Below are 17,670 nucleotides of genomic sequence, written 5' to 3'. Positions count from 1 at the left end.
GGCGGGCCCGCGCGGGGGGGGAGCCGCGCGAGGATCGCGGTGGCGAGGGCTCGGCCGACCAGGGTCAAAAGCGCCGTCGCCGGCGCCGTTCCCGCAAGCCGCGCCAGGATGGTGGCGAGGGCTCGACCCCGTCTTCGTCCGCACCACAACCGCCCGCCGGCGAATAACGCCCGCGAGCGGATTTAGCCCGCCTTGCCCCGAGCGCATCGGGGTATCATAGCGCCGAATCAACAACCCTCCCTGCGACCGAATGTAGGGAGGGTTGTGTCTTGAAGAGCCATCTGAACATATCGAGCCGTCTGCAGGGTGCCGGTGCCCTACCGTTTGCGGACGAATTGCTACCGTTTGCCGAGCGGGTGGCACGCGAGGCGCTCGAGGCATTGTCGCCAACACGATGTGCCGGCTGCGAGCGCGCCGGTGCGCTTATTTGCCAAGACTGCCTGGCCGCGCTCACGCTCATCGACCCACGTCATAGCTGTACCCGATGCGGCGCCCCGTTTGGGGATTTGCTGTGCACTGAGTGTTCGGTCGAGGGCACGTCCTCGGCAATGGCGGAGGCGCTCGACCGCTGCCTGGCGTGCGCCGTCTATGCGCATCCGCTGCCGCGCATCATTAAAGCGTACAAGGATGCGGGCGAGCGACGTCTGGCTCCGTATCTGGCGGAGCTGCTCTACGACACCGCCCTGCATGCCCAGGTCGCGGCGCCCGAACGCTACGGCGGTGTGTTGTCCGGCGCCGATGCCGTGGTGTTTGTGCCTGCGACGGCGGCGGCGTTTCGGCGACGCGGCTTCGATCACATGGAAGCAATCGCGCGCTCGTTTTGCGATCTTTCGGGTGTGCCGTTGCTGGACGCCCTGGTCAAATACGGCCACGGTGACCAGCGCGAGCTCGGTCGCGTCGAGCGCCGGGAACGTGCCCGGGGCATGTACGAGACCGTTGAGGACGTGCGGGGCCGCCGCCTGCTGCTCATCGACGATGTCATTACCACGGGTGCGACCATGGCAGCGGCTTCGGCGGAACTCAAGCGCGCCGGTGCCGCGGCCGTTGATGGCCTCGCTCTCGCACGCGTTTGGTAGGGGTGATTCGTGTGGGGGTAACAATCAAACAGCGCAACAAGCCGACAAAAGAGCAGCTAGCGGCTTCCGTGATCCTGACAGGCGCCTCGGCGTTGCGCATGATTCGAGCCGAGCGCCGGCAGATGGGCTACATCGGCTGGAAGGACCTTGAGCCCGAGGAGGAGCGCCGCGTGCTGCGCACGTCGTCGCCCTCGACCGAGGACATCTATCTTCCCGACTTGGTGCGAATTGGAGCCAAAAGCGGCGAGGTGCAAGAAGATCTGTGCTTGCTGGTGGGATCTGCGGCGCAGCGCCGCCGCATGCCTGGCGTGGGCTGGTCCGTGTGTTCCGGGTTGCCTGCCGGCTCGATTCTAGAGGTGGAACCGGGGGCGTACAGCCTATCTCCCGAGGCCCTTTGTGTTGCCGTCGCCCGCGAGGTCGGCTGTATCCAGGCGTTTGCCCTGGCCCAAGAGCTGTGCTCTAAGATTTCGCTGAGTGACCGCGGGAAGTATCTGCCTCCCTACACCTCGCCTGTTACGAATAAACTTGCAAAGGACAAGGACCAGCCAGCAGACGTGGGCTACTTTGAAGTCGAGCCGGTGCTGATGCCCGATCGTCTGGCAGATTACCTTGCGGCATGCAAGGGGAATGTGGCCAAACAGCTGCTGCGTCTGTGTCCCTATCTTTCGGAAAACCTGCTCTCGCCCATGGAGTGCATCATGCTCGCCCTGTTTTCGCTTCCGTTTTCCTATGGCGGGTTTGCCTGCGGACCTTTTAAGACCGACTACAAGATCGAGTTCGATGACCGTGCGCAGGCAATCTCGGGGATGCCCCATGCAGTTTGCGATGCATATCAGGAGGCAGCCCGGTTTGACCTGGAATACAACGGTGAGCTGGGCCATTCCTCTCGGAGGGGACGTATCCATGATGAAAAGCGCAACACGGGCTTGATTACTATGGGAATCGAGGTCGCGACGGTCAACAACGAAATGCTCTGTGACATGGAAGCGATGGAAGCGCTCGCATGGCGCATGCACCAGCGTATGCGAAAGCGGTACCGGAATCGTGTCGATGCCCGCAGGAAGAAGCAAGAGGCGTTGCTTAACACGCTGCGGGCGTGTTTTGGGCTTAAGCCGGTCTAATTCACGTCGAAAATAGGGGGTTAATCATATGCCCTGGCCAAAATATGGCAAATATGAGTACTGTCACTAAATCAGTAACAGCAAAAACAAGGAATTTAGGACTCGGAGGCGTCATAAAGTAAGAAGATAATAAACAAATGTAGAATAACTAAGCATCAGGTTGGCGACACTGAGCGCAAAATCTGTCCGAGAGGCTAAAACTGCCTGTTACTAAATTGGTGACAGTACTCATATTTGCCATTTTTTGGCCACAGCACCCTAGGAAGGGTGCCCCGGAGTTCCCCATAGGGGAGCTCCGGGCTTCACAGGGGCACGAATAGCCCACTCCGACCTGCGAAATCTGTACTCGCGATGCGAATGACGCCCCTAACCTTAAACTTTAGCTTGAACTTAGCTATAATGCGCTACGTTCCTACCAGGCTGTGGTTGCGGACGGACGAAATGCCCGTCCTAGTCCAAGACAGACGCGGTCAAAGGGATCCACGTAAGCGACCGCGTGCGCGCGGCGCGATCATGGCGCGTCCTAGATGTAAGCCGCACCGTCCGTTCTACTTTCTTTGGGGCAATACCGCCTCGCGGGCGAGCGGGCCAGTCGTGAAGGTGGCTGCGGCCTCCCGAGCAAACACCCCGGTGCGCAAGTGTGGGGTCAAATACCAGGTCAGCTGGTGGGAACAATCTGATATTCCGCGCATCGCACGGATCGTATACGACACAGAAGGCAGGGTAGTGGACATGGTGAGGGGCAGCTTGATGCACGCGGCTCGGTTAGGTGCTGGGACCGCAGCGGTCATCGCCGTTTTGGGTCTGAGCGGATGCGCGTTCAACCCGCTGTCTACGTTCACGACTCCCACGATCGACCAGATCGAGTACGAGACCGTCACGCCCACGGTGTCGGATGATGCCCTGTTCACCCCCGGTACCCTGACGGTCGCCCTCGATACTTCCGATGCGCCGCAGGCCATGCAGGGCACCGACGGCGAGCTCACGGGGTATGCGGTCGATGCCGCTCGTGCCCTCGCATGCCGCATGGGCCTCAAGGTCGCCTTTGTCGATGCGTCCTCGGCCGATTCCGTGCTCAGCGATAAAAAGGCTGACATCTTCATTGGCGACATCAAGTCTGCGGGCGGCGACATCAGCTCGCTTGGCACCTGTCTGTACGATGCCGCCGCCGTGTTTGGCAAGACCAGCGACGGAGAGTCCCCGAGCGTCTCAACCGACACGCTCAACACAGCCACCTTGGGCGTCCAGATGTCCTCCGCCTCGCAGGAGGCGCTCGCCAAGCAAAGCATCATCGCTAGTCAAAAGACCTTCTCCAACATCAATGAGTGCTTTGAGGCGCTCGAGTCGGGCGAGGTCGATTACGTGATCTGTGATTCCACGGCCGGTGGCTACCTTGCGCGTCTGATGGGCCAGATCTCCTATGTCGGCACGCTCGAGGCGCCCTCCACGCTTGGCGTCGCAGGCCTTAGCTCTAACGATGAGCTGTGCCGTGCCGTGAGCGATGCCCTCGATGGTATCACGGTCGATGGTACGCTCGAGGCAGTCCACTGCGTCTGGTACGGCCAGATGCCCTATGACCTTACCGACAAGACCGTTTCGGGGGCCAATGTGCAGGCATCCGACTCCACGTCCAACGAGACCGAGTCCTCCGATAACAACGCCCCCGATAACAACGGTGACAGCCCGTCGTCTAGCCAGGAGGGCACCATCACCGACGATGACATCAACAAGCTCAATGGCTAGTTATTGGTAGGGGTGGCGTCTGCCATACATTGAACGAGGCACTTCTTCACGGTTTCAACACGCATAGCCGGGTCTCCCTAATAGGGGAGCCCGGCTTTTCTATTTTGGTAAAAACGGCAGGTAAAAGCTGATTTCCAGGAGAAAAACTAGCTTTGCCGACGCCCTCCTATAGCGCACTTTGCCACAGAAAAGTGCGAGACTTCGGTATGCGGTATCAAGCAATCGTTATTCGGGTCTTTGGGAATCCGCGTGATTAAATGCACGGCAATGGGTACATAGCCAGTACAGTAAGTCCCCGAGGCAGATTGGAGCCACGTATGGATATCAAGGTTTCTGGACGCAAGACGACGGTAACCGATGCTCTGCGTGCGCATGTGGATGAGAAGATCGGCGAGGCGCTCAAGGTTTTCGATATCGAGCCCATGACGGTCGACGTTGTACTTCGTTATGAGAAGAACCCCTCGAACCCCAACCCGGCAATCGTCGAGGTTACGGTTCGTGCCCGCGGTTCGGTAATTCGCGTTGCCGAGCACGGTGCAGATATGTACGCCGCCATCGACCTCTCTGCCGATAAGGTCACCCGCCAGCTGCGTAAGTTCAAGACCAAGGTCGTGGACAACCGCCAGGGCGGTGCCAGCGCCGCGGATGTCGCGCCGGTCGAGCGCGTCGAGGATCTGGCCGACCTGCTGCTGCCCGAGGAGGAGGACGACCTGCTCGTCCGCGAGAAGGTTATCGACGTCACCCCGATGACTGAGGAGCAGGCGCTGGTGCAGACCGATTTGCTGGGCCACGACTTCTACGTGTTCGAGAACGCGACGACCGGTCTCATCAATGTGGTGTATCACCGTAAGAATGGTGGATATGGCATCATCAAGCCCCGCATCGAAACACTTGACGAGTAAAATACGTTAACTTGCATGAGTTAACGGTTGGCGGCCATCCCATGCGGGTGGCCGCCTTTTTACGTAAGGAGTCGCTTTGATGGACAAGGCCGCATCCGCCGGTCATTCGGACCGTTGCCGCATCGTCGTCGATACCTGCTGCGACTTTAGCCCCGAGGTCGCCGCGAACCTCGATGTCGATATCCTGGGTTTCCCCTTCATTATCGATGGCGAGGAGCGTACGGACGACATCTGGTCGAGCATGAGCCCTAAGGAGTTCTACGACCGCATGCGCGCCGGTGCCCGCGTGTCCACCTCGGCTGTGTCGCTCGGTCGCTATATCGAGTTCTTTACCGAGTGCGCCAAAGAGGGCACGCCCACGGTCTACCTGTGCTTTACCTCGGCGCTGTCGTCGAGCTACAACTCCGCGTGCCAGGCGGCAGATGCCGTGCGCGCCGAGTATCCCAACTTTGAGCTCTACGTGGTCGACAACGCTCTGCCCTGCGCGACCGGCGCGCTCTTGGCGCTCGAGGCCGTGCGCCAGCGTTCGGCGGGACTGACCGCCAAGCAGCTGGTCGACTGGGCAAACGAGGCTAAGACCTATGTCCACGGTTACTTTACGCTCGAGAGCTTTGACGCGCTGGCTGCCGGCGGCCGCATTCCGCCCGCGGCGGCACAGCTCACGGCAAAGCTCGACGTCAAACCCGAGCTGTCCTACGACCTGGCCGGCTCGCTGTCGCTGATCGGCGTCAACCGCGGTCGCAAGAAGGCGCTCAAGTCCATTCTCAAGTCGTTCCGCGAGAACTATGTGCCCGATCGCACCATGCCCATCGCCATTATGACGGCCGATGCCGAAAAGGACGGCGACTGGCTCGAAGCCGCCATCCGCAAGGAGGAGGGCTGCGCCGACGTCACGATCATTCGCAGCTCCGTGGGTCCCACCATCGGCTCGCACGTGGGCCCCGGCATGGTGGCCTGCGCGTTTTGGGGTAAGAACCGCGCCGACAAGGCGTCGCTTTCCGACCGCATCGCCCGCCGCGTGCGCGGTCAGTAGGCAAGTAACGCGGCCGTAATCGATCCCAACTCACAGCCCAAACGCTGGCACCGAGTATTCAACCTGGTAATAACACCCAACCCAAAAGGAAAGGTTTCATGGCAAACAAGCTCTCTGTCGCATTTATCGGCACCGGAATCATGGGTGCCCCCATCGCCGGCCACATTCTGGACGCCGGCTATCCCGTCACGGCCAACAACCGCACTAAGTCCAAGGCGGCGGCGCTTATCGAGCACGGCGCAGTCTGGGCCGATACGCCGGCGGATGCCGTGGCGAACGCCGACGTCGTCTTTACCATGGTGGGTTATCCCTCCGAGGTCGAGGAGCTCTACCTGGCGGGCGACGGCCTGCTCGCGTGCACCAAGCCGGGCGCGGTCTTGATCGACCTCACCACGAGCTCGCCCGAGCTCGCCCGTGACATTGCCGAGGCCGCCCAGGTTTCTGGTCGCATGGCGTTTGACTGCCCCGTCACCGGCGGCGAGTCGGGCGCTATCGCCGGTACGCTCACGGCTATCGTGGGCGCTACCGAGAACGACATCGCGCCGGTCCGCGACATCCTTGCCACCTTTGCGGCCAACATCTGCTGCTTCGACGGCGCCGGCAAGGGCCAGGCTGCCAAGCTCGCCAACCAGGTGTCGCTGGGCGCCTGCATGGTCGGCATGGCAGACGCCATGGCATTTGCCGAGCTGAGCGGCCTTGACCTGGAGAAGACCCGCCAGATGATTCTGGGCGGCACCGGCAAGTCCGGCGCCATGGAGAGCCTGGCCCCCAAGGCGCTCGACGGCGACTACAAGCCCGGCTTTATGGTCGAGCATTTCATTAAGGACCTGCGCTTGGCGCTCGCCTATGCCGACGACCGCGAGCTTGCGCTGCCCGGCGCCGACGTGGCCTTTACGCTCTACGACATGCTCGACGCCATCGGTGGCGCCAAGTTGGGCACCCAGGCCATCACGGTCCTCTATAAGGAGGAGGCCGACGCCATCGCCGCCGGTCTGGACTGGTCGAAGTATCGTCCCGAGGAACACGGTGCTCACGAGGAAGGCTGCGGTTGCGGCGAGCATGGTGACGACCACGAGTGCGGTTGCGGACACCACCACGGCGAGGACCACGAGTGCTGCGGCGGCCATGCCCATGACGACGGTCACGAGTGCTGCTGCGGCCACCATCACGGGGAGTAGCGCCCATGAGCTGGACGTTCGTGGTGCTTGCGCTGGTGCTCTTTCTCTTTGCGATATACATCGGCTTTCTGTGCGGCCAGTGGGCGTGCGAAAAGCGCGTCATCACCAAGCGCGACTACTGGATCGCCAACTTTGCGGGGGCGGCGGCAGTCGTCCTGCTGACCTGGGTGTTCTCGCTGTTCCCGCTGGTGCAGTTTGCGCCGATCGGCTGGCTCGGCGGCTTTATCGCCGGCCTTAAGATGAGCTTTGGCGAGTCCGTCGGCCCGTGGCGCAAGCACGACGAGGTCTTTAACGTCAACAAGGCTCACCGCGCCGCCGCCGACGCGGGCGATGCCGAGGAACGCCGCCGTGCACGTCGCAATGGCGCGGCCGACCGACAGCTCATCTCGGTCACCGATGACAGCAAGGGTGCTGGCAAGCATGCTAAGAAATAGTAAGAAGAGGTAACTATGGCAGAAAATAAAGACGAACAGCTCACCGACGAGGAGCTGGCACAGCTCCAGCTGGCAGAGGAGAACGAGAACGCCGTCGACCGCCTGGTCCAGGAGCTCGGCTGCCCCACGCGCCGCATCCGCCAGTTTGCCGCCCGCGTGCTGCACCTGCTTGCCGAGCGCGATCCGCAGCGCGTCGTGCCCTGCGTGCCCGCGCTGATCGAGGCGCTCGACCGCCCCGAGGCGCAGACCCGCTGGGAGGCCCTCGATGCCCTGACGGCGCTCGCCACCACCTGCCCCGAGCAGCTGGGCGATGCCTTTGAGGGCGCCGAGACCGCACTGTTCGACGAGATCTCCTCCACGCTGCGCTATGCCGCCTTCCGCCTGCTGTGCGTGTGGGGTGCCACGAGTGTCGAGCGTTCGCGCGAGGCTTGGCCCATCCTGGACGAGGCCATCCAGTGCTACCACGGCGACCTTGAGTATCGCGACATGCTCGGTTGCCTGTACGAGTTTTGCCAGGGCGAGATCGACGACGAGGTTGCCGAGAAGCTTGCGCTGCGCCTTAAGTTCGATGCCGAGAACGGCAAGGGCAGCTATCTCAAGGCCCGTTCGAGCGAGATTTGCGAAATGCTTGTTAAACGTTTTGGCCTGGATCTCTCCAAAAAGAAGAAGCGTGCTAGCGTTAAAAAATCTGACGACGCCGAAGACGAGGAGTAACAGATTATGGCGCACGATGTAGTCCTGATTCCCGGTGACGGTATCGGTCCCGAGATTACGCAGGCCATGCGCCGCGTGGTCGAGGCCACCGGTGTCCAGATCAATTGGAATGTCCAGGAGGCCGGCGCCGGCGTCATGGACGAGTTTGGCACGCCGCTGCCCCAGCATGTGCTCGATGCGGTCGCCGAGACCAAGGTTGCCATCAAGGGCCCCATCACCACGCCGGTCGGCACGGGTTTCCGCAGCGTTAACGTCGCCCTGCGCAAGCACTTCGACCTGTACGCCTGCGTGCGCCCCTGCCTGTCGCAGCCGGGCGACGGCTCGCGCTTCCGTGACGTCGACCTGGTCATCGTGCGCGAGAACACCGAGGACCTCTACGCCGGCATCGAGTTTGATGAGGGCGCTGCCGAGGTCGAGGAGCTCTCACAGCTCGTCGAGCGTTCGGGCCAAAAGACCTTCGCCGCCGATTCCGCCATCTCGATCAAGCCGATCTCCATCGCCAAGAGCCGTCGCATTGTGGAGTATGCCTTTGAGTACGCCCGCCGCTGCGGCCGCAAAAAGGTGACGGCCGTGCACAAGGCCAACATCATGAAGGCGACCGACGGCCTGTTCCTGCGCGTGGCGCGCAAGGTGGCCGCCAGCTATCCCGATATCGAGTTCAACGACAAGATCGTCGACGCCACCTGCATGGGCCTGGTCCAAAACCCCAATGACTTCGATGTCCTGGTGCTGCCCAACCTGTACGGCGACATCGTGAGCGACCTGTGCGCCGGCCTGGTGGGCGGTCTGGGCATGGCACCCGGCTCCAACATCGGTGCCGATTGCGCCATCTTTGAGGCAACCCACGGCTCCGCGCCCGATATCGCGGGCCAGGATATCGCCAACCCCACGGCCGAGATTCTGTCTGCTGCGATGATGCTTGATCACCTGGGCGAGAACGACGCCGCCAATCGCATCCGCGCCGCCGTCTCTGCCACGCTCGACGAGGGCGAGCAGGTTACCGGTGACGTGCGTCGTGCCCAGACTGGCTCCGTTAAGGGCGCCGTGGGCACGCAGGCCTTTGCCGATGCCGTTATCGCGCATCTGGCCTAAGACATGCGGGCTGCAAACGCCTAAATAGTACTTAAGTGTTTGCGTATAACCTAAGAATCAATACGCCCGGCGCTCCGTCGGGCGTATTCTATGAGGGACTATGTTTCCTAACAAGGAGTAACTGATATGGGTCTGATTCAAAAGAAGGACGAAAAGGACGAGATCGACGGCATCCAGATCATCGAGCGCGGCGAAGGCCCCAATGGTGACGAGGACGAGAAGATCGACCTGGTTGCCGGTACGTCTGCCGAGCACATTGCAGCTGGCACGACGGCCGAGGAGGAGGATGCTCGCCTGGAGGCAAAGATCGCCGCGGACGCCGCCGACGAGAACCTCATGCCCGAGGAGCAGGACGAGGACGACTCCGATGCGGACGACCATGCATCCAAGCACAAGAAGACGATGATCGCCGCCTTTGTGGTCGCCATCGTGATTGCTGCGGTGGTCGGCTTCTTTATCGGCAACGGTGGTTTTGGCGGCAAGGGTGTCGGCTCGTCGACCCTGACCGAGGACCAGCTCGATTCGACCGTGGCAAGCTATAGCTACAACGGCAAGAAGAGCGGTATCACCGCGCGCGAGGCTATCGAGAGCCAGTACAGCCTCGACACCGTCAAGGATAGCGATGGCAACTACACCGCTCCGTCTGCCGACGTTATCCTGTCCTACGTGCGCAACAAGATCCTGCTGGACGCTGCCGAGGACGAGGGCATTACCGTTTCTTCCAAGGAAATGAAGCAGTACGCCGAGGATTCCATCGGCACCTCCGACTACAAGACCATGGCCACGCAGTACGGGGTGTCCAAGGACCAGGCCAAGCAGATCGTCCGCCAGTCCGCGACGCTGCAGAAGCTCTACAAGAAGAAGGTCGGCGACAGCTCCGCAAGCATGCCAACCGCCCCGACCGAGCCTACTGACGGCAACGAGGAGACCGCGAGCAAGGACTACGCCGACTACATCATCAACCTTGCCGGCGACGAGTGGGATAGCGAGAAGGGCACTTGGAAGGACGCCGACAGCACCTACGCTAAGGCGTTCGCCGACGATGCCTTTACTGCCGATAGCGCAACCTATAAGCAGGCCATGACCGCCTATTACACCGCCTACCAGCAGTATTCTTCGCAGGCCTCGAGCGCCAGCTCCAAGTGGACCGAGTATGCTAACGGCCTCTACGCCAAGGCCAACATCAGCATCTACGGCCTGTTTGCGTAAGGTTTGCCTGAGCTTTCGAGCGCGAAGTCGAAATATCTGATTGAGCCCGCTAGAACGCATCGTTCTGGCGGGCTTTTTGCGTTGAGGGCGTGATTGGCGGCTTAATTATGGCTATTCATCTTTAAGCCCAAAGAGGCTATCGGCTTCATCGTCAGGTATGTATTCCAGAACATCGCCCGGTTGGCAGTCGAGTGCCCGGCATATCGCGTCAAGAGTTGAAAAGCGCACGGCAGAAACCTTGCCCGTCTTGATACGCGACATATTGACCTGGGAGATACCCACGCGTTCCGCAAGCTCTTTGGATGAAATCTTGCGTTCGGCAAGCATGCGGTCGAGCCGCAGAATAATCATGGATTCCCCCTAGAGCAACTCGTCATCTTGTTTTTGCAGGATACACCCGTACTGGAAGACGCTGGCAATCAGGCTAATAATCAGGCCTGCAAAGACCATAGAGAGGTCGAGGTGCTGGCCACCAAGCGCATCCGTAAAGTTGCCGCCAAATCCTGAGAGTATCAGCCCCGTGACTATGGCACCAAGAAGCTTCACAGCAACGCCGCCAATAAGGAACAAATGTCCTATTTGACGTAGTATGCGAATGCATTCGAGGTCAAAGGGCCTGCCCGCCTTTTCAATGGCGGAGAAAAACCTGTATGCGCTTAGCGCGATGGCAAGCGCGAGGCATGCCATCATGCCGCTCCCTATGGCAGTATGACCGTCGTGCGCGACAAGCATAAGAGGAGTCTGTTCATTGGTGCCGACGAGAGCGAGAATTGGCCCTTCGCTAGCCTCAAGCTCTACGGATTGGAGACAGAACCCTTGGGAGAGGCTAGGCAATATGAGTAGATCGTAGATTGCAATGACTGCGAGGAGTCCCAGAGCGAGCGCCACGATGGTGCAGATTGTGCCCCATTTGCAGTAGCGAGTGAGCTTCCTCAGATTGGCTATTGCCTGTTCACGGTTGATGGCTTCATTCGATTTGGATACGTTCCAGCGGATCATAGCTCCTCCAACCAATGTCTTGGATGATACTTGTATCCTATATCATATTTAATGATAACCGATAAACAATTACAGATTAGAGTAAGTAATATATGAGAGACGAATTGCGAGAGCTTATGGCACATTCAGGGAGTGGGAGTTTGGCGCGCGGGGGATGGACGAGTATCGAAATATCCTGCAACCGCGCAAGTGCTTCATCGGGTCTCTCTAATTCATATGGGAAAACGGCCGTAAACGATTGCAAATAACCGGTGAACGGTCGAAAACTACCGTTCACCGATAATATCGAAACTGGTTCTAACTGGTATTAAGTCAAAAAGACCAATTCACAAATCTTCACAATGACCTGCAATTTTTCTACACGCCATTTTTAGCCACCCTGCGTTGTTTAGACACGAAAAAAGTTCCGATCTTTCGTCAAATCATTTCGAAACGGTTTCAAAACCGCAGGTAGAAGTGTTAATGAGCGGTAAACGGTCGATTTTTCACCGTGAACGGTGCAAAAACGTTTTACTGTATGAATCAACGAAAGCAACCTCTTCTGTGGTGATATAGTGACAACAACACGTCACGTGGTTACTACCAGTTGAGAGACCACTGGTTCTCAAAGAACGCTTTCCAAGAAGCTTTAAGGGCGATTGCCCGTTGGCTTCCGAACATCATCGGACTCAGATCGTACACACCTTCGGAAGGGAAATTTGAATGGTTGGCTTTATTCTTACCGGTCATGGACAGTTCGCACCCGGCCTCGCAAGCGCTATCGCTATGGTCGCTGGCGACCAGCCCGCTTTTACCGTCGTTCCTTTTGAGGGCGACCAGGCTGCTTCCTACGGTGAGGATCTCCGCGCCGCTATCACCGCCATGCGTGAGGAGTGCGATGGCGTGCTCGTCTTTACCGACCTGCTCGGTGGTACCCCGTTTAACCAGTCGATGATGATTGCCCAGGATGTCGACAATGTCGAGGTTCTGACTGGCACTAACCTCCCCATGGTTATTGAGCTTCTGTTCCTCCGCGGCAATGCCACGCTCGCCGAGCTCGGCGAACAGGCCGTGACCGTTGGCCAGACGGGTGTCACCGCCCAGACGGTCGCGTCCGTTGCCGGCTCCGACGAAGAGGATATCTTCGGCGACGAGGACGGCATCTAATGGCCGATTTCGGAGCCAGCGTCCTGAGCTCCTCGGTTGCCCTTTTAGGCCTGCTTGTCATTATGGGCTTGATTTACACCATCTGGTCGCAAATCAACATGAAGAAGAAGCAGAAGTACTTTAAGGAGCTGCACACGGAGCTCAAGCCGGGTCAGGAGGTCCTTTTCGCCGGCGGTATCTACGGAACCGTCAAGGGCATCGAAGGCGAAAAGGTCCAGATCAAAGTCCGATCCGGAGCCGTCGTAGATGTTTCGCGTTACGCGATTCAGGAGATCAAGTAACTGTCGTCAGCAAATAACGAAAGGAAGCTGATCAACATGGCAGAACCCAACATTCTTCTTACCCGCATCGATAACCGACTGGTCCATGGTCAGGTTGCCACCCAGTGGAACTCCACTCTGGGCTCCAACCTCATCCTCGTCGCTAACGACGACGTGTCGACCAACACCATGCGCCAGAACCTCATGAAGATGGCCGCTCCCACCGGCGTCGCTACGCGTTTCTTCTCCCTGCAGAAGACCATCGACGTCATCGGCAAGGCGAGCCCGCGCCAGAAGATCTTCATCGTGGCCGAAACACCGGAAGACGTGCTTACGCTCGTCAAGGGCGGTGTGCCTATAAAGAAGGTAAACATCGGCAACATGCACATGTCGGAAGGAAAGCGCCAAGTCGCCACCTCCGTCGCAGTTAACGACGAGGATGTCGCTGCGTTTAAAGAGCTGCAGGAATTGGGGGTGGAGTTGGAGATCAGGCGCGTTCCGAGCACGCCTGTTGAGGACACGAGCAAGCTCTTCTCGTAATCCTCGTGATCCACGTTGTCAGGAGTGAAACCCTGACATTCTGTACGTGAAATCCAAAGTGCGTACATACATTTTGAAAGGAGGAGCAAGATGGAATACACGATCTTCCAGGTCGCTCTGGTCTTCATCGTCACGTTCGTCGCGGCAATCGACCAGTTTAACTTCCTCGAGTCTCTCTATCAGCCCATCGTCACCGGCGCCGTCATCGGTCTTATCCTTGGCGACCTCAACACCGGTCTTCTCGTGGGTGGTACTTATCAGCTCATGACGATCGGCAACATGCCGATCGGAGGTGCTCAGCCGCCTAACGCCGTCATCGGCGGCATCATGGCAGCCATTCTCGCTATCGCTACGGGCCTCGAGCCCAACGCGGCAGTCGGCCTTGCCATTCCGTTCGCTCTGCTTGGTCAGCTCGGCGTTACCCTGGTCTTCACGCTTATGTCGCCGCTCATGTCCTCTGCGGACAACATGGCTCACAACGCTGACACCAAGGGTATCGAGCGTCTGAACTACTTCGCCATGGCTCTGCTCGGCCTGATCTTCGCCGTCGTCGTCACCCTGTTCTTCATCGCTGGCGCCACCATCGGTCAGACCATCGCTTCCGCCATCCCGACTTGGCTGCAGACCGGTCTCTCCGCTGCAGGCGGCATGATGCGCTTCGTCGGCTTCGCCGTCCTGCTCAAGGTTATGATGAACCGCGATATGTGGGGCTTCTTCCTCATGGGCTTTGGCCTCGCGCTCATCACCGTTGCCAACGATTCTCTGGCAACCCCTGCTCTGCTCATCCTCGCTCTCATCGGCTTCGGCATCGCTTTCTGGGACTTCCAGCAGCAGACCGAGCTGAAGGGTGCAGCTGTTTCTGACGGAGGTGACTTCGAAGATGGCATCTAATGAGTATGTGATCCCGGAGCACTACGAGGATCTCACTCCTGCTCCGCAGCTCGACCAGAAGACCCTCAACAAGATGGCTTGGCGCTCCTGCTTCCTGCAGGCATCGTTCAACTACGAGCGCATGCAGGCCGCTGGCTGGCTCTACTCCATCATCCCCGGTCTGGAGAAGATCCACACCAACAAGAACGACCTCGCGGCTTCCATGAGCCACAACCTGGAGTTCTTCAACACCCACCCGTTCCTCGTCACCTTTGTTATGGGTATCGTGCTTTCGCTCGAGCAGAACAAGGTTGACATCCCCACGATCCGCGCCGTCCGCGTCGCCGCAATGGGCCCGCTCGGTGGTATCGGTGACGCCCTGTTCTGGCTGACGCTCGTGCCTATCACGGCCGGCATCACCTCCAACATGGCCATCAACGGCAACGCCGCTGCGCCGATCATCTTCCTGGTGATCTTCAACGTCGTCCAGTTCGCTCTGCGCTTCTGGCTCATGAACTGGTCCTACAAGCTTGGCACCAGCGCTATTGACGCTCTGACTGCCAACATGCAGGCTTTCACGCGTGCCGCTTCCATCATGGGCGTCTTCGTCGTCGGTTGCCTGGTCGTCACCATGGGTGGCACCCAGATCAACCTCCAGATCCCCAACGGCACCACCCGTGGCCTCTCCGCTACTACCGTGATCGTCTCCGAGAAGGAGGCCGAGAACTTCACCGGTATGGAGGGCATCGATACCGAGACCGCTGAGGCCGGTACCATCGCCATGACCGATGAGGACGGCAACGCCCTCACCGCTTCCGATGCCGACGGCAACGCTGTCGAGTGCGGCGTCACCGATCTGGGCAACGGCATGGAGTCCGTTACCTACGGCACCGTCACCGAGGATCCGGTCAACTTCTCCGTTGCCGACACCCTCAACACCATCGTCCCGAAGCTCGTCCCGCTTATGCTTACGCTGCTGCTTTACTACATGTTCGCTAAGCACAGCTGGACCCCGACCAAGGGCATTCTGCTGCTCTTCGTCCTGGGCATCCTGGGCGCTGGCCCGCTTGGTCTCTGGCCGAGCATCTGGTAAGGCTCTAGCTTGAGGGGTGTGTCCCTACGCGGCTCACACCCCGACCCCTTAAGCCATGTGTATGTTAAAAGCCGCGTGCTCGAAAGAGCGCGCGGCTTTTGTTTTCTTGATGATTCGGGTGTTGCGGACTGATAATGCTTAACACCCTAGGTAGTTAGCCGAATTCGAGCAAAAGGGAGGATAGGATGGCGATCGGAGCGCGTAAGCAACCGCTGTACGATCAGCTGGTCGATATTCTGACCGAAAAGATTGACCATGAATATCGCGCCGGTGACATGATTCCTTCCGAGCGCGAACTTTCGGAGCGCTATGGTCTCTCGCGCACTACGGTACGCCTGGCTCTGCAGGAACTGGAGCGTTTAGGACTGGTGGTTCGGCAGCACGGTCGCGGTACCTTTGTGACCGACCGTTCGGCAAAGGCAACCAATCTTATGCAGTCCTACAGCTTTACCGAGCAGATGCGCGCTATGGGTCGCGACCCTGAGACCACGATTCTCGATTTTTGCGAGATGGAGGCCGGTAAGAATCTGGCCGAGCATATGGGATTACGTATCGGTGATCGCATTTTTAAGCTCAAGCGCCTTCGTTCTGCCGACAACATGCCCATGATGGTCGAACGCAGCTATCTACCGGTTCGTCAATTTCTGTCCTTAAAACGACCGCTGCTGGAGCGTAAGCCGCTTTACGATGTGATTGAGCAAGACTTTCAGCAAAAGATACGCGTGGCCGAAGAGGAGTTCTATGCGAGCATAGCCCGTCCCACCGATGCCCACCTTTTGGGAATTGTCGAGGGCTCGCCTGTGCTCGATTTGGTCAGGACTACGTATAACGAGTCAAACGAGGTTGTGGAGTATACACTCTCGGTTGCTCGTGCCGATCAGTTTAAATACAAGGTTTACCACCAGCGTAGCAACTAGTGTCCGCATCGTTTCCATATGGTGATTCTTTGCATTTAACTGGTTACTACCAGATAACCAACCGAAGTGTATAATTGCACGTCAGAGGATTACTTCTAGAGAGAGGTATTAGAAATGTTCGAGAAGAGTGTCGAGGAGCTCACCGAGCTCGGCGCCCAGATCACCACGGCCGAGATTGCTCAGCAGCCCGAGCTTTGGCGTGATACGCTCAACATCTATCGCGAGAACAAGGAGGCCATCGAGGCCTTCCTGGCCGAGGCTCGCGCTATGGGCGAGGGCCGTCTGTCCGTTGTCTTTACCGGTGCCGGTACGTCCGACTACGTTGGCGATACCTGCGCCCCGTACCTGCGTCACGCTGGCAACACTGATCTCTACGACTTTAAGCCCATCGCCACGACCGACATCGTGAGCGCACCGCGCGACTTCCTGCGCGCCGAGGATCCCACGCTCGTGGTTTCCTTTGCCCGCTCCGGCAACAGCCCCGAGAGCCTTGCCGCAGTTGCCGTTGCTAAGGAGCTCGTCCACAACGTCAAGTTCCTCAACATCACCTGCGCTCCCGAGGGCAAGCTCGCCGTCGAGTCCGCTGATGACCCCAATGCGCTGACGCTGCTCATTCCGCGCGCCAACGACAAGGGCTTCGCCATGACCGGTTCTTACACCTGCATGACCCTGCTCTCCACCCTTATTTTCGACACTGCCTCTGACGAGCAGAAGGCCGAGTGGGTCGAGACCATCGCCAAGATGGGCGAGGAGGTTATCGCTCGCGAGTCCGAGGTTGCCGATTACCTCGCTGGCGACTTCAATCGCGTGACCTACCTGGGCTCCGGCTCCTTTGGCGGCCTTGCCCAGGAGAGCCAGCTTAAGATTCTCGAGCTTGCTCACGGTCTGGTCGCTACTTCCTACGACACCTCCATGGGCTATCGTCACGGACCTAAGTCCTTCGTCGACGATAAGACGCTCGTCTTCGTGTTCGTCAACAACGACGCCTACACCCGTCAGTACGACATCGACATCCTCAACGAGATCGGTGGCGACAAGATCGCTCAGCACACCGTTGCCGTTCAGCAGGATGGCGCTACCGTCTACGAGGGCGAGTCCTTTACCTTTAAGGGCTACGAGGCGCTTCCCGAGGGCTACCTTGCCCTGCCGTTCGTGATGTTTGCCCAGGCTATCAGCCTGCTCAACTCCGTGCGCGTGGGCAACACGCCCGATACACCGAGCCCCACCGGCACGGTCAACCGCGTGGTCAAGGGCGTGACGATTCACCCCTTCACCGCTTAATCGCGTCCCCCTGTAAGGGCGCCCGTCCGCTCATAACGGCGGGCGGGCGCTTTTTGTTTTTA

19 protein-coding genes are annotated in these 17,670 nt (G+C 59.1%); 17 read left to right on the top strand and 2 right to left on the bottom strand.

Features of this window, described 5'->3' with window-relative positions:
- Positions 1 to 269 precede the first annotated feature (269 nt).
- The 10 genes from DW136_RS04895 to DW136_RS04850 all read left to right on the top strand — a co-directional run bounded on the left by DW136_RS04895 (position 270) and on the right by DW136_RS04850 (position 10,502).
- Complete coding sequence (locus DW136_RS04895; RefSeq protein WP_233546540.1) at positions 270 to 1,076, top strand: double zinc ribbon domain-containing protein; 807 nt, start codon at positions 270 to 272, stop codon at positions 1,074 to 1,076.
- A gap of 11 nt (positions 1,077 to 1,087) precedes the next feature.
- Complete coding sequence (locus DW136_RS04890) at positions 1,088 to 2,197, top strand: hypothetical protein (RefSeq protein ID WP_147351642.1); 1,110 nt, start codon at positions 1,088 to 1,090, stop codon at positions 2,195 to 2,197.
- Between the two features lie 750 nt (positions 2,198 to 2,947).
- A complete protein-coding gene (locus tag DW136_RS04885) occupies positions 2,948 to 3,940 on the top strand; it encodes an ABC transporter substrate-binding protein (RefSeq protein ID WP_158571440.1) in 993 nt (330 codons plus the stop codon).
- Positions 3,941 to 4,257: 317 nt separating this feature from the next.
- Positions 4,258 to 4,842: a ribosome hibernation-promoting factor, HPF/YfiA family gene (gene hpf / locus DW136_RS04880; protein ID WP_035137685.1), complete on the top strand. Its 585-nt coding sequence runs from the start codon at positions 4,258 to 4,260 to the stop codon at positions 4,840 to 4,842.
- A gap of 79 nt (positions 4,843 to 4,921) precedes the next feature.
- Positions 4,922 to 5,875, top strand: a complete 954-nt coding sequence (locus DW136_RS04875; RefSeq protein ID WP_117637062.1) for a DegV family protein — start codon at positions 4,922 to 4,924, stop codon at positions 5,873 to 5,875.
- Between the two features lie 98 nt (positions 5,876 to 5,973).
- Positions 5,974 to 7,053, top strand: a complete 1,080-nt coding sequence (locus tag DW136_RS04870; RefSeq protein WP_118289210.1) for an NAD(P)-dependent oxidoreductase — start codon at positions 5,974 to 5,976, stop codon at positions 7,051 to 7,053.
- Positions 7,054 to 7,058: 5 nt separating this feature from the next.
- Positions 7,059 to 7,487 (top strand): hypothetical protein, encoded by a 429-nt coding sequence (locus DW136_RS04865; RefSeq protein ID WP_055310425.1) that lies wholly within the window; start codon positions 7,059 to 7,061, stop codon positions 7,485 to 7,487.
- 15 nt (positions 7,488 to 7,502) lie between these two features.
- Positions 7,503 to 8,201, top strand: a complete 699-nt coding sequence (locus tag DW136_RS04860) for a HEAT repeat domain-containing protein (protein ID WP_118289209.1) — start codon at positions 7,503 to 7,505, stop codon at positions 8,199 to 8,201.
- A gap of 6 nt (positions 8,202 to 8,207) precedes the next feature.
- Entirely contained in the window at positions 8,208 to 9,293 is a 1,086-nt protein-coding gene (locus tag DW136_RS04855) for an isocitrate/isopropylmalate dehydrogenase family protein (protein ID WP_118289208.1), read from the top strand.
- Between the two features lie 126 nt (positions 9,294 to 9,419).
- Positions 9,420 to 10,502, top strand: coding sequence for a hypothetical protein (locus tag DW136_RS04850; protein ID WP_118289207.1), 1,083 nt, complete (start codon positions 9,420 to 9,422; stop codon positions 10,500 to 10,502).
- Between the two features lie 111 nt (positions 10,503 to 10,613).
- On the opposite strand, the gene DW136_RS04845 is transcribed toward DW136_RS04850, so the two are convergent.
- Positions 10,614 to 10,853 (bottom strand): helix-turn-helix transcriptional regulator, encoded by a 240-nt coding sequence (locus DW136_RS04845; RefSeq protein WP_117654920.1) that lies wholly within the window; start codon positions 10,851 to 10,853, stop codon positions 10,614 to 10,616.
- Between the two features lie 9 nt (positions 10,854 to 10,862).
- Positions 10,863 to 11,501, bottom strand: coding sequence for a DUF2975 domain-containing protein (locus DW136_RS04840; protein ID WP_118289206.1), 639 nt, complete (start codon positions 11,499 to 11,501; stop codon positions 10,863 to 10,865).
- A gap of 702 nt (positions 11,502 to 12,203) precedes the next feature.
- Between DW136_RS04840 and DW136_RS04835 the strand changes: the two genes are divergently transcribed.
- From DW136_RS04835 to DW136_RS04805, 7 genes are all read left to right on the top strand, one after another.
- Positions 12,204 to 12,647 (top strand): PTS fructose transporter subunit IIA, encoded by a 444-nt coding sequence (locus DW136_RS04835; protein ID WP_117772902.1) that lies wholly within the window; start codon positions 12,204 to 12,206, stop codon positions 12,645 to 12,647.
- A complete protein-coding gene (gene yajC / locus DW136_RS04830; protein ID WP_117583566.1) occupies positions 12,647 to 12,928 on the top strand; it encodes a preprotein translocase subunit YajC in 282 nt (93 codons plus the stop codon). The genes DW136_RS04835 and yajC overlap by 1 nt, the downstream gene beginning before the upstream one ends.
- Before the next feature lie 36 nt (positions 12,929 to 12,964).
- Positions 12,965 to 13,447: a PTS N-acetylgalactosamine transporter subunit IIB gene (gene agaV / locus DW136_RS04825; RefSeq protein WP_117640370.1), complete on the top strand. Its 483-nt coding sequence runs from the start codon at positions 12,965 to 12,967 to the stop codon at positions 13,445 to 13,447.
- 90 nt (positions 13,448 to 13,537) lie between these two features.
- Positions 13,538 to 14,338, top strand: coding sequence for a PTS sugar transporter subunit IIC (locus tag DW136_RS04820; protein ID WP_035137676.1), 801 nt, complete (start codon positions 13,538 to 13,540; stop codon positions 14,336 to 14,338).
- Positions 14,328 to 15,410, top strand: coding sequence for a PTS system mannose/fructose/sorbose family transporter subunit IID (locus DW136_RS04815; RefSeq protein WP_022094609.1), 1,083 nt, complete (start codon positions 14,328 to 14,330; stop codon positions 15,408 to 15,410). Before DW136_RS04820 ends, DW136_RS04815 begins: the two co-directional genes overlap by 11 nt.
- 185 nt (positions 15,411 to 15,595) lie before the next feature.
- Positions 15,596 to 16,327: a GntR family transcriptional regulator gene (locus tag DW136_RS04810; protein WP_118289205.1), complete on the top strand. Its 732-nt coding sequence runs from the start codon at positions 15,596 to 15,598 to the stop codon at positions 16,325 to 16,327.
- A gap of 114 nt (positions 16,328 to 16,441) precedes the next feature.
- Positions 16,442 to 17,608: an SIS domain-containing protein gene (locus tag DW136_RS04805; protein ID WP_117806792.1), complete on the top strand. Its 1,167-nt coding sequence runs from the start codon at positions 16,442 to 16,444 to the stop codon at positions 17,606 to 17,608.
- Positions 17,609 to 17,670 lie beyond the last annotated feature (62 nt).

This window comes from Collinsella sp. AM12-1 (assembly GCF_003472325.1).
Classification (GTDB): Bacteria; Actinomycetota; Coriobacteriia; order Coriobacteriales; family Coriobacteriaceae; genus Collinsella.
The sequence above is the reverse complement of the archived record's forward strand: the minus strand, read 5'-3'. Positions and strand labels throughout refer to the sequence as shown.

Bases quoted from the DNA above. Each gene is read 5' to 3' on its own strand.
- DW136_RS04885 (WP_158571440.1), top strand. From the start codon at position 2,948: ATGCACGCGGCTCGGTTAGGTGCTGGGACCGCAGCGGTCATCGCCGTT.
- hpf (WP_035137685.1), top strand. From the start codon at position 4,258: ATGGATATCAAGGTTTCTGGACGCAAGACGACGGTAACCGATGCTCTG.
- DW136_RS04875 (WP_117637062.1), top strand. From the start codon at position 4,922: ATGGACAAGGCCGCATCCGCCGGTCATTCGGACCGTTGCCGCATCGTC.
- DW136_RS04870 (WP_118289210.1), top strand. From the start codon at position 5,974: ATGGCAAACAAGCTCTCTGTCGCATTTATCGGCACCGGAATCATGGGT.
- DW136_RS04865 (WP_055310425.1), top strand. From the start codon at position 7,059: ATGAGCTGGACGTTCGTGGTGCTTGCGCTGGTGCTCTTTCTCTTTGCG.
- DW136_RS04860 (WP_118289209.1), top strand. From the start codon at position 7,503: ATGGCAGAAAATAAAGACGAACAGCTCACCGACGAGGAGCTGGCACAG.
- DW136_RS04855 (WP_118289208.1), top strand. From the start codon at position 8,208: ATGGCGCACGATGTAGTCCTGATTCCCGGTGACGGTATCGGTCCCGAG.
- DW136_RS04850 (WP_118289207.1), top strand. From the start codon at position 9,420: ATGGGTCTGATTCAAAAGAAGGACGAAAAGGACGAGATCGACGGCATC.
- DW136_RS04845 (WP_117654920.1), bottom strand. From the start codon at position 10,853: ATGATTATTCTGCGGCTCGACCGCATGCTTGCCGAACGCAAGATTTCA.
- DW136_RS04840 (WP_118289206.1), bottom strand. From the start codon at position 11,501: ATGATCCGCTGGAACGTATCCAAATCGAATGAAGCCATCAACCGTGAA.
- DW136_RS04835 (WP_117772902.1), top strand. From the start codon at position 12,204: ATGGTTGGCTTTATTCTTACCGGTCATGGACAGTTCGCACCCGGCCTC.
- yajC (WP_117583566.1), top strand. From the start codon at position 12,647: ATGGCCGATTTCGGAGCCAGCGTCCTGAGCTCCTCGGTTGCCCTTTTA.
- agaV (WP_117640370.1), top strand. From the start codon at position 12,965: ATGGCAGAACCCAACATTCTTCTTACCCGCATCGATAACCGACTGGTC.
- DW136_RS04820 (WP_035137676.1), top strand. From the start codon at position 13,538: ATGGAATACACGATCTTCCAGGTCGCTCTGGTCTTCATCGTCACGTTC.
- DW136_RS04815 (WP_022094609.1), top strand. From the start codon at position 14,328: ATGGCATCTAATGAGTATGTGATCCCGGAGCACTACGAGGATCTCACT.
- DW136_RS04810 (WP_118289205.1), top strand. From the start codon at position 15,596: ATGGCGATCGGAGCGCGTAAGCAACCGCTGTACGATCAGCTGGTCGAT.
- DW136_RS04805 (WP_117806792.1), top strand. From the start codon at position 16,442: ATGTTCGAGAAGAGTGTCGAGGAGCTCACCGAGCTCGGCGCCCAGATC.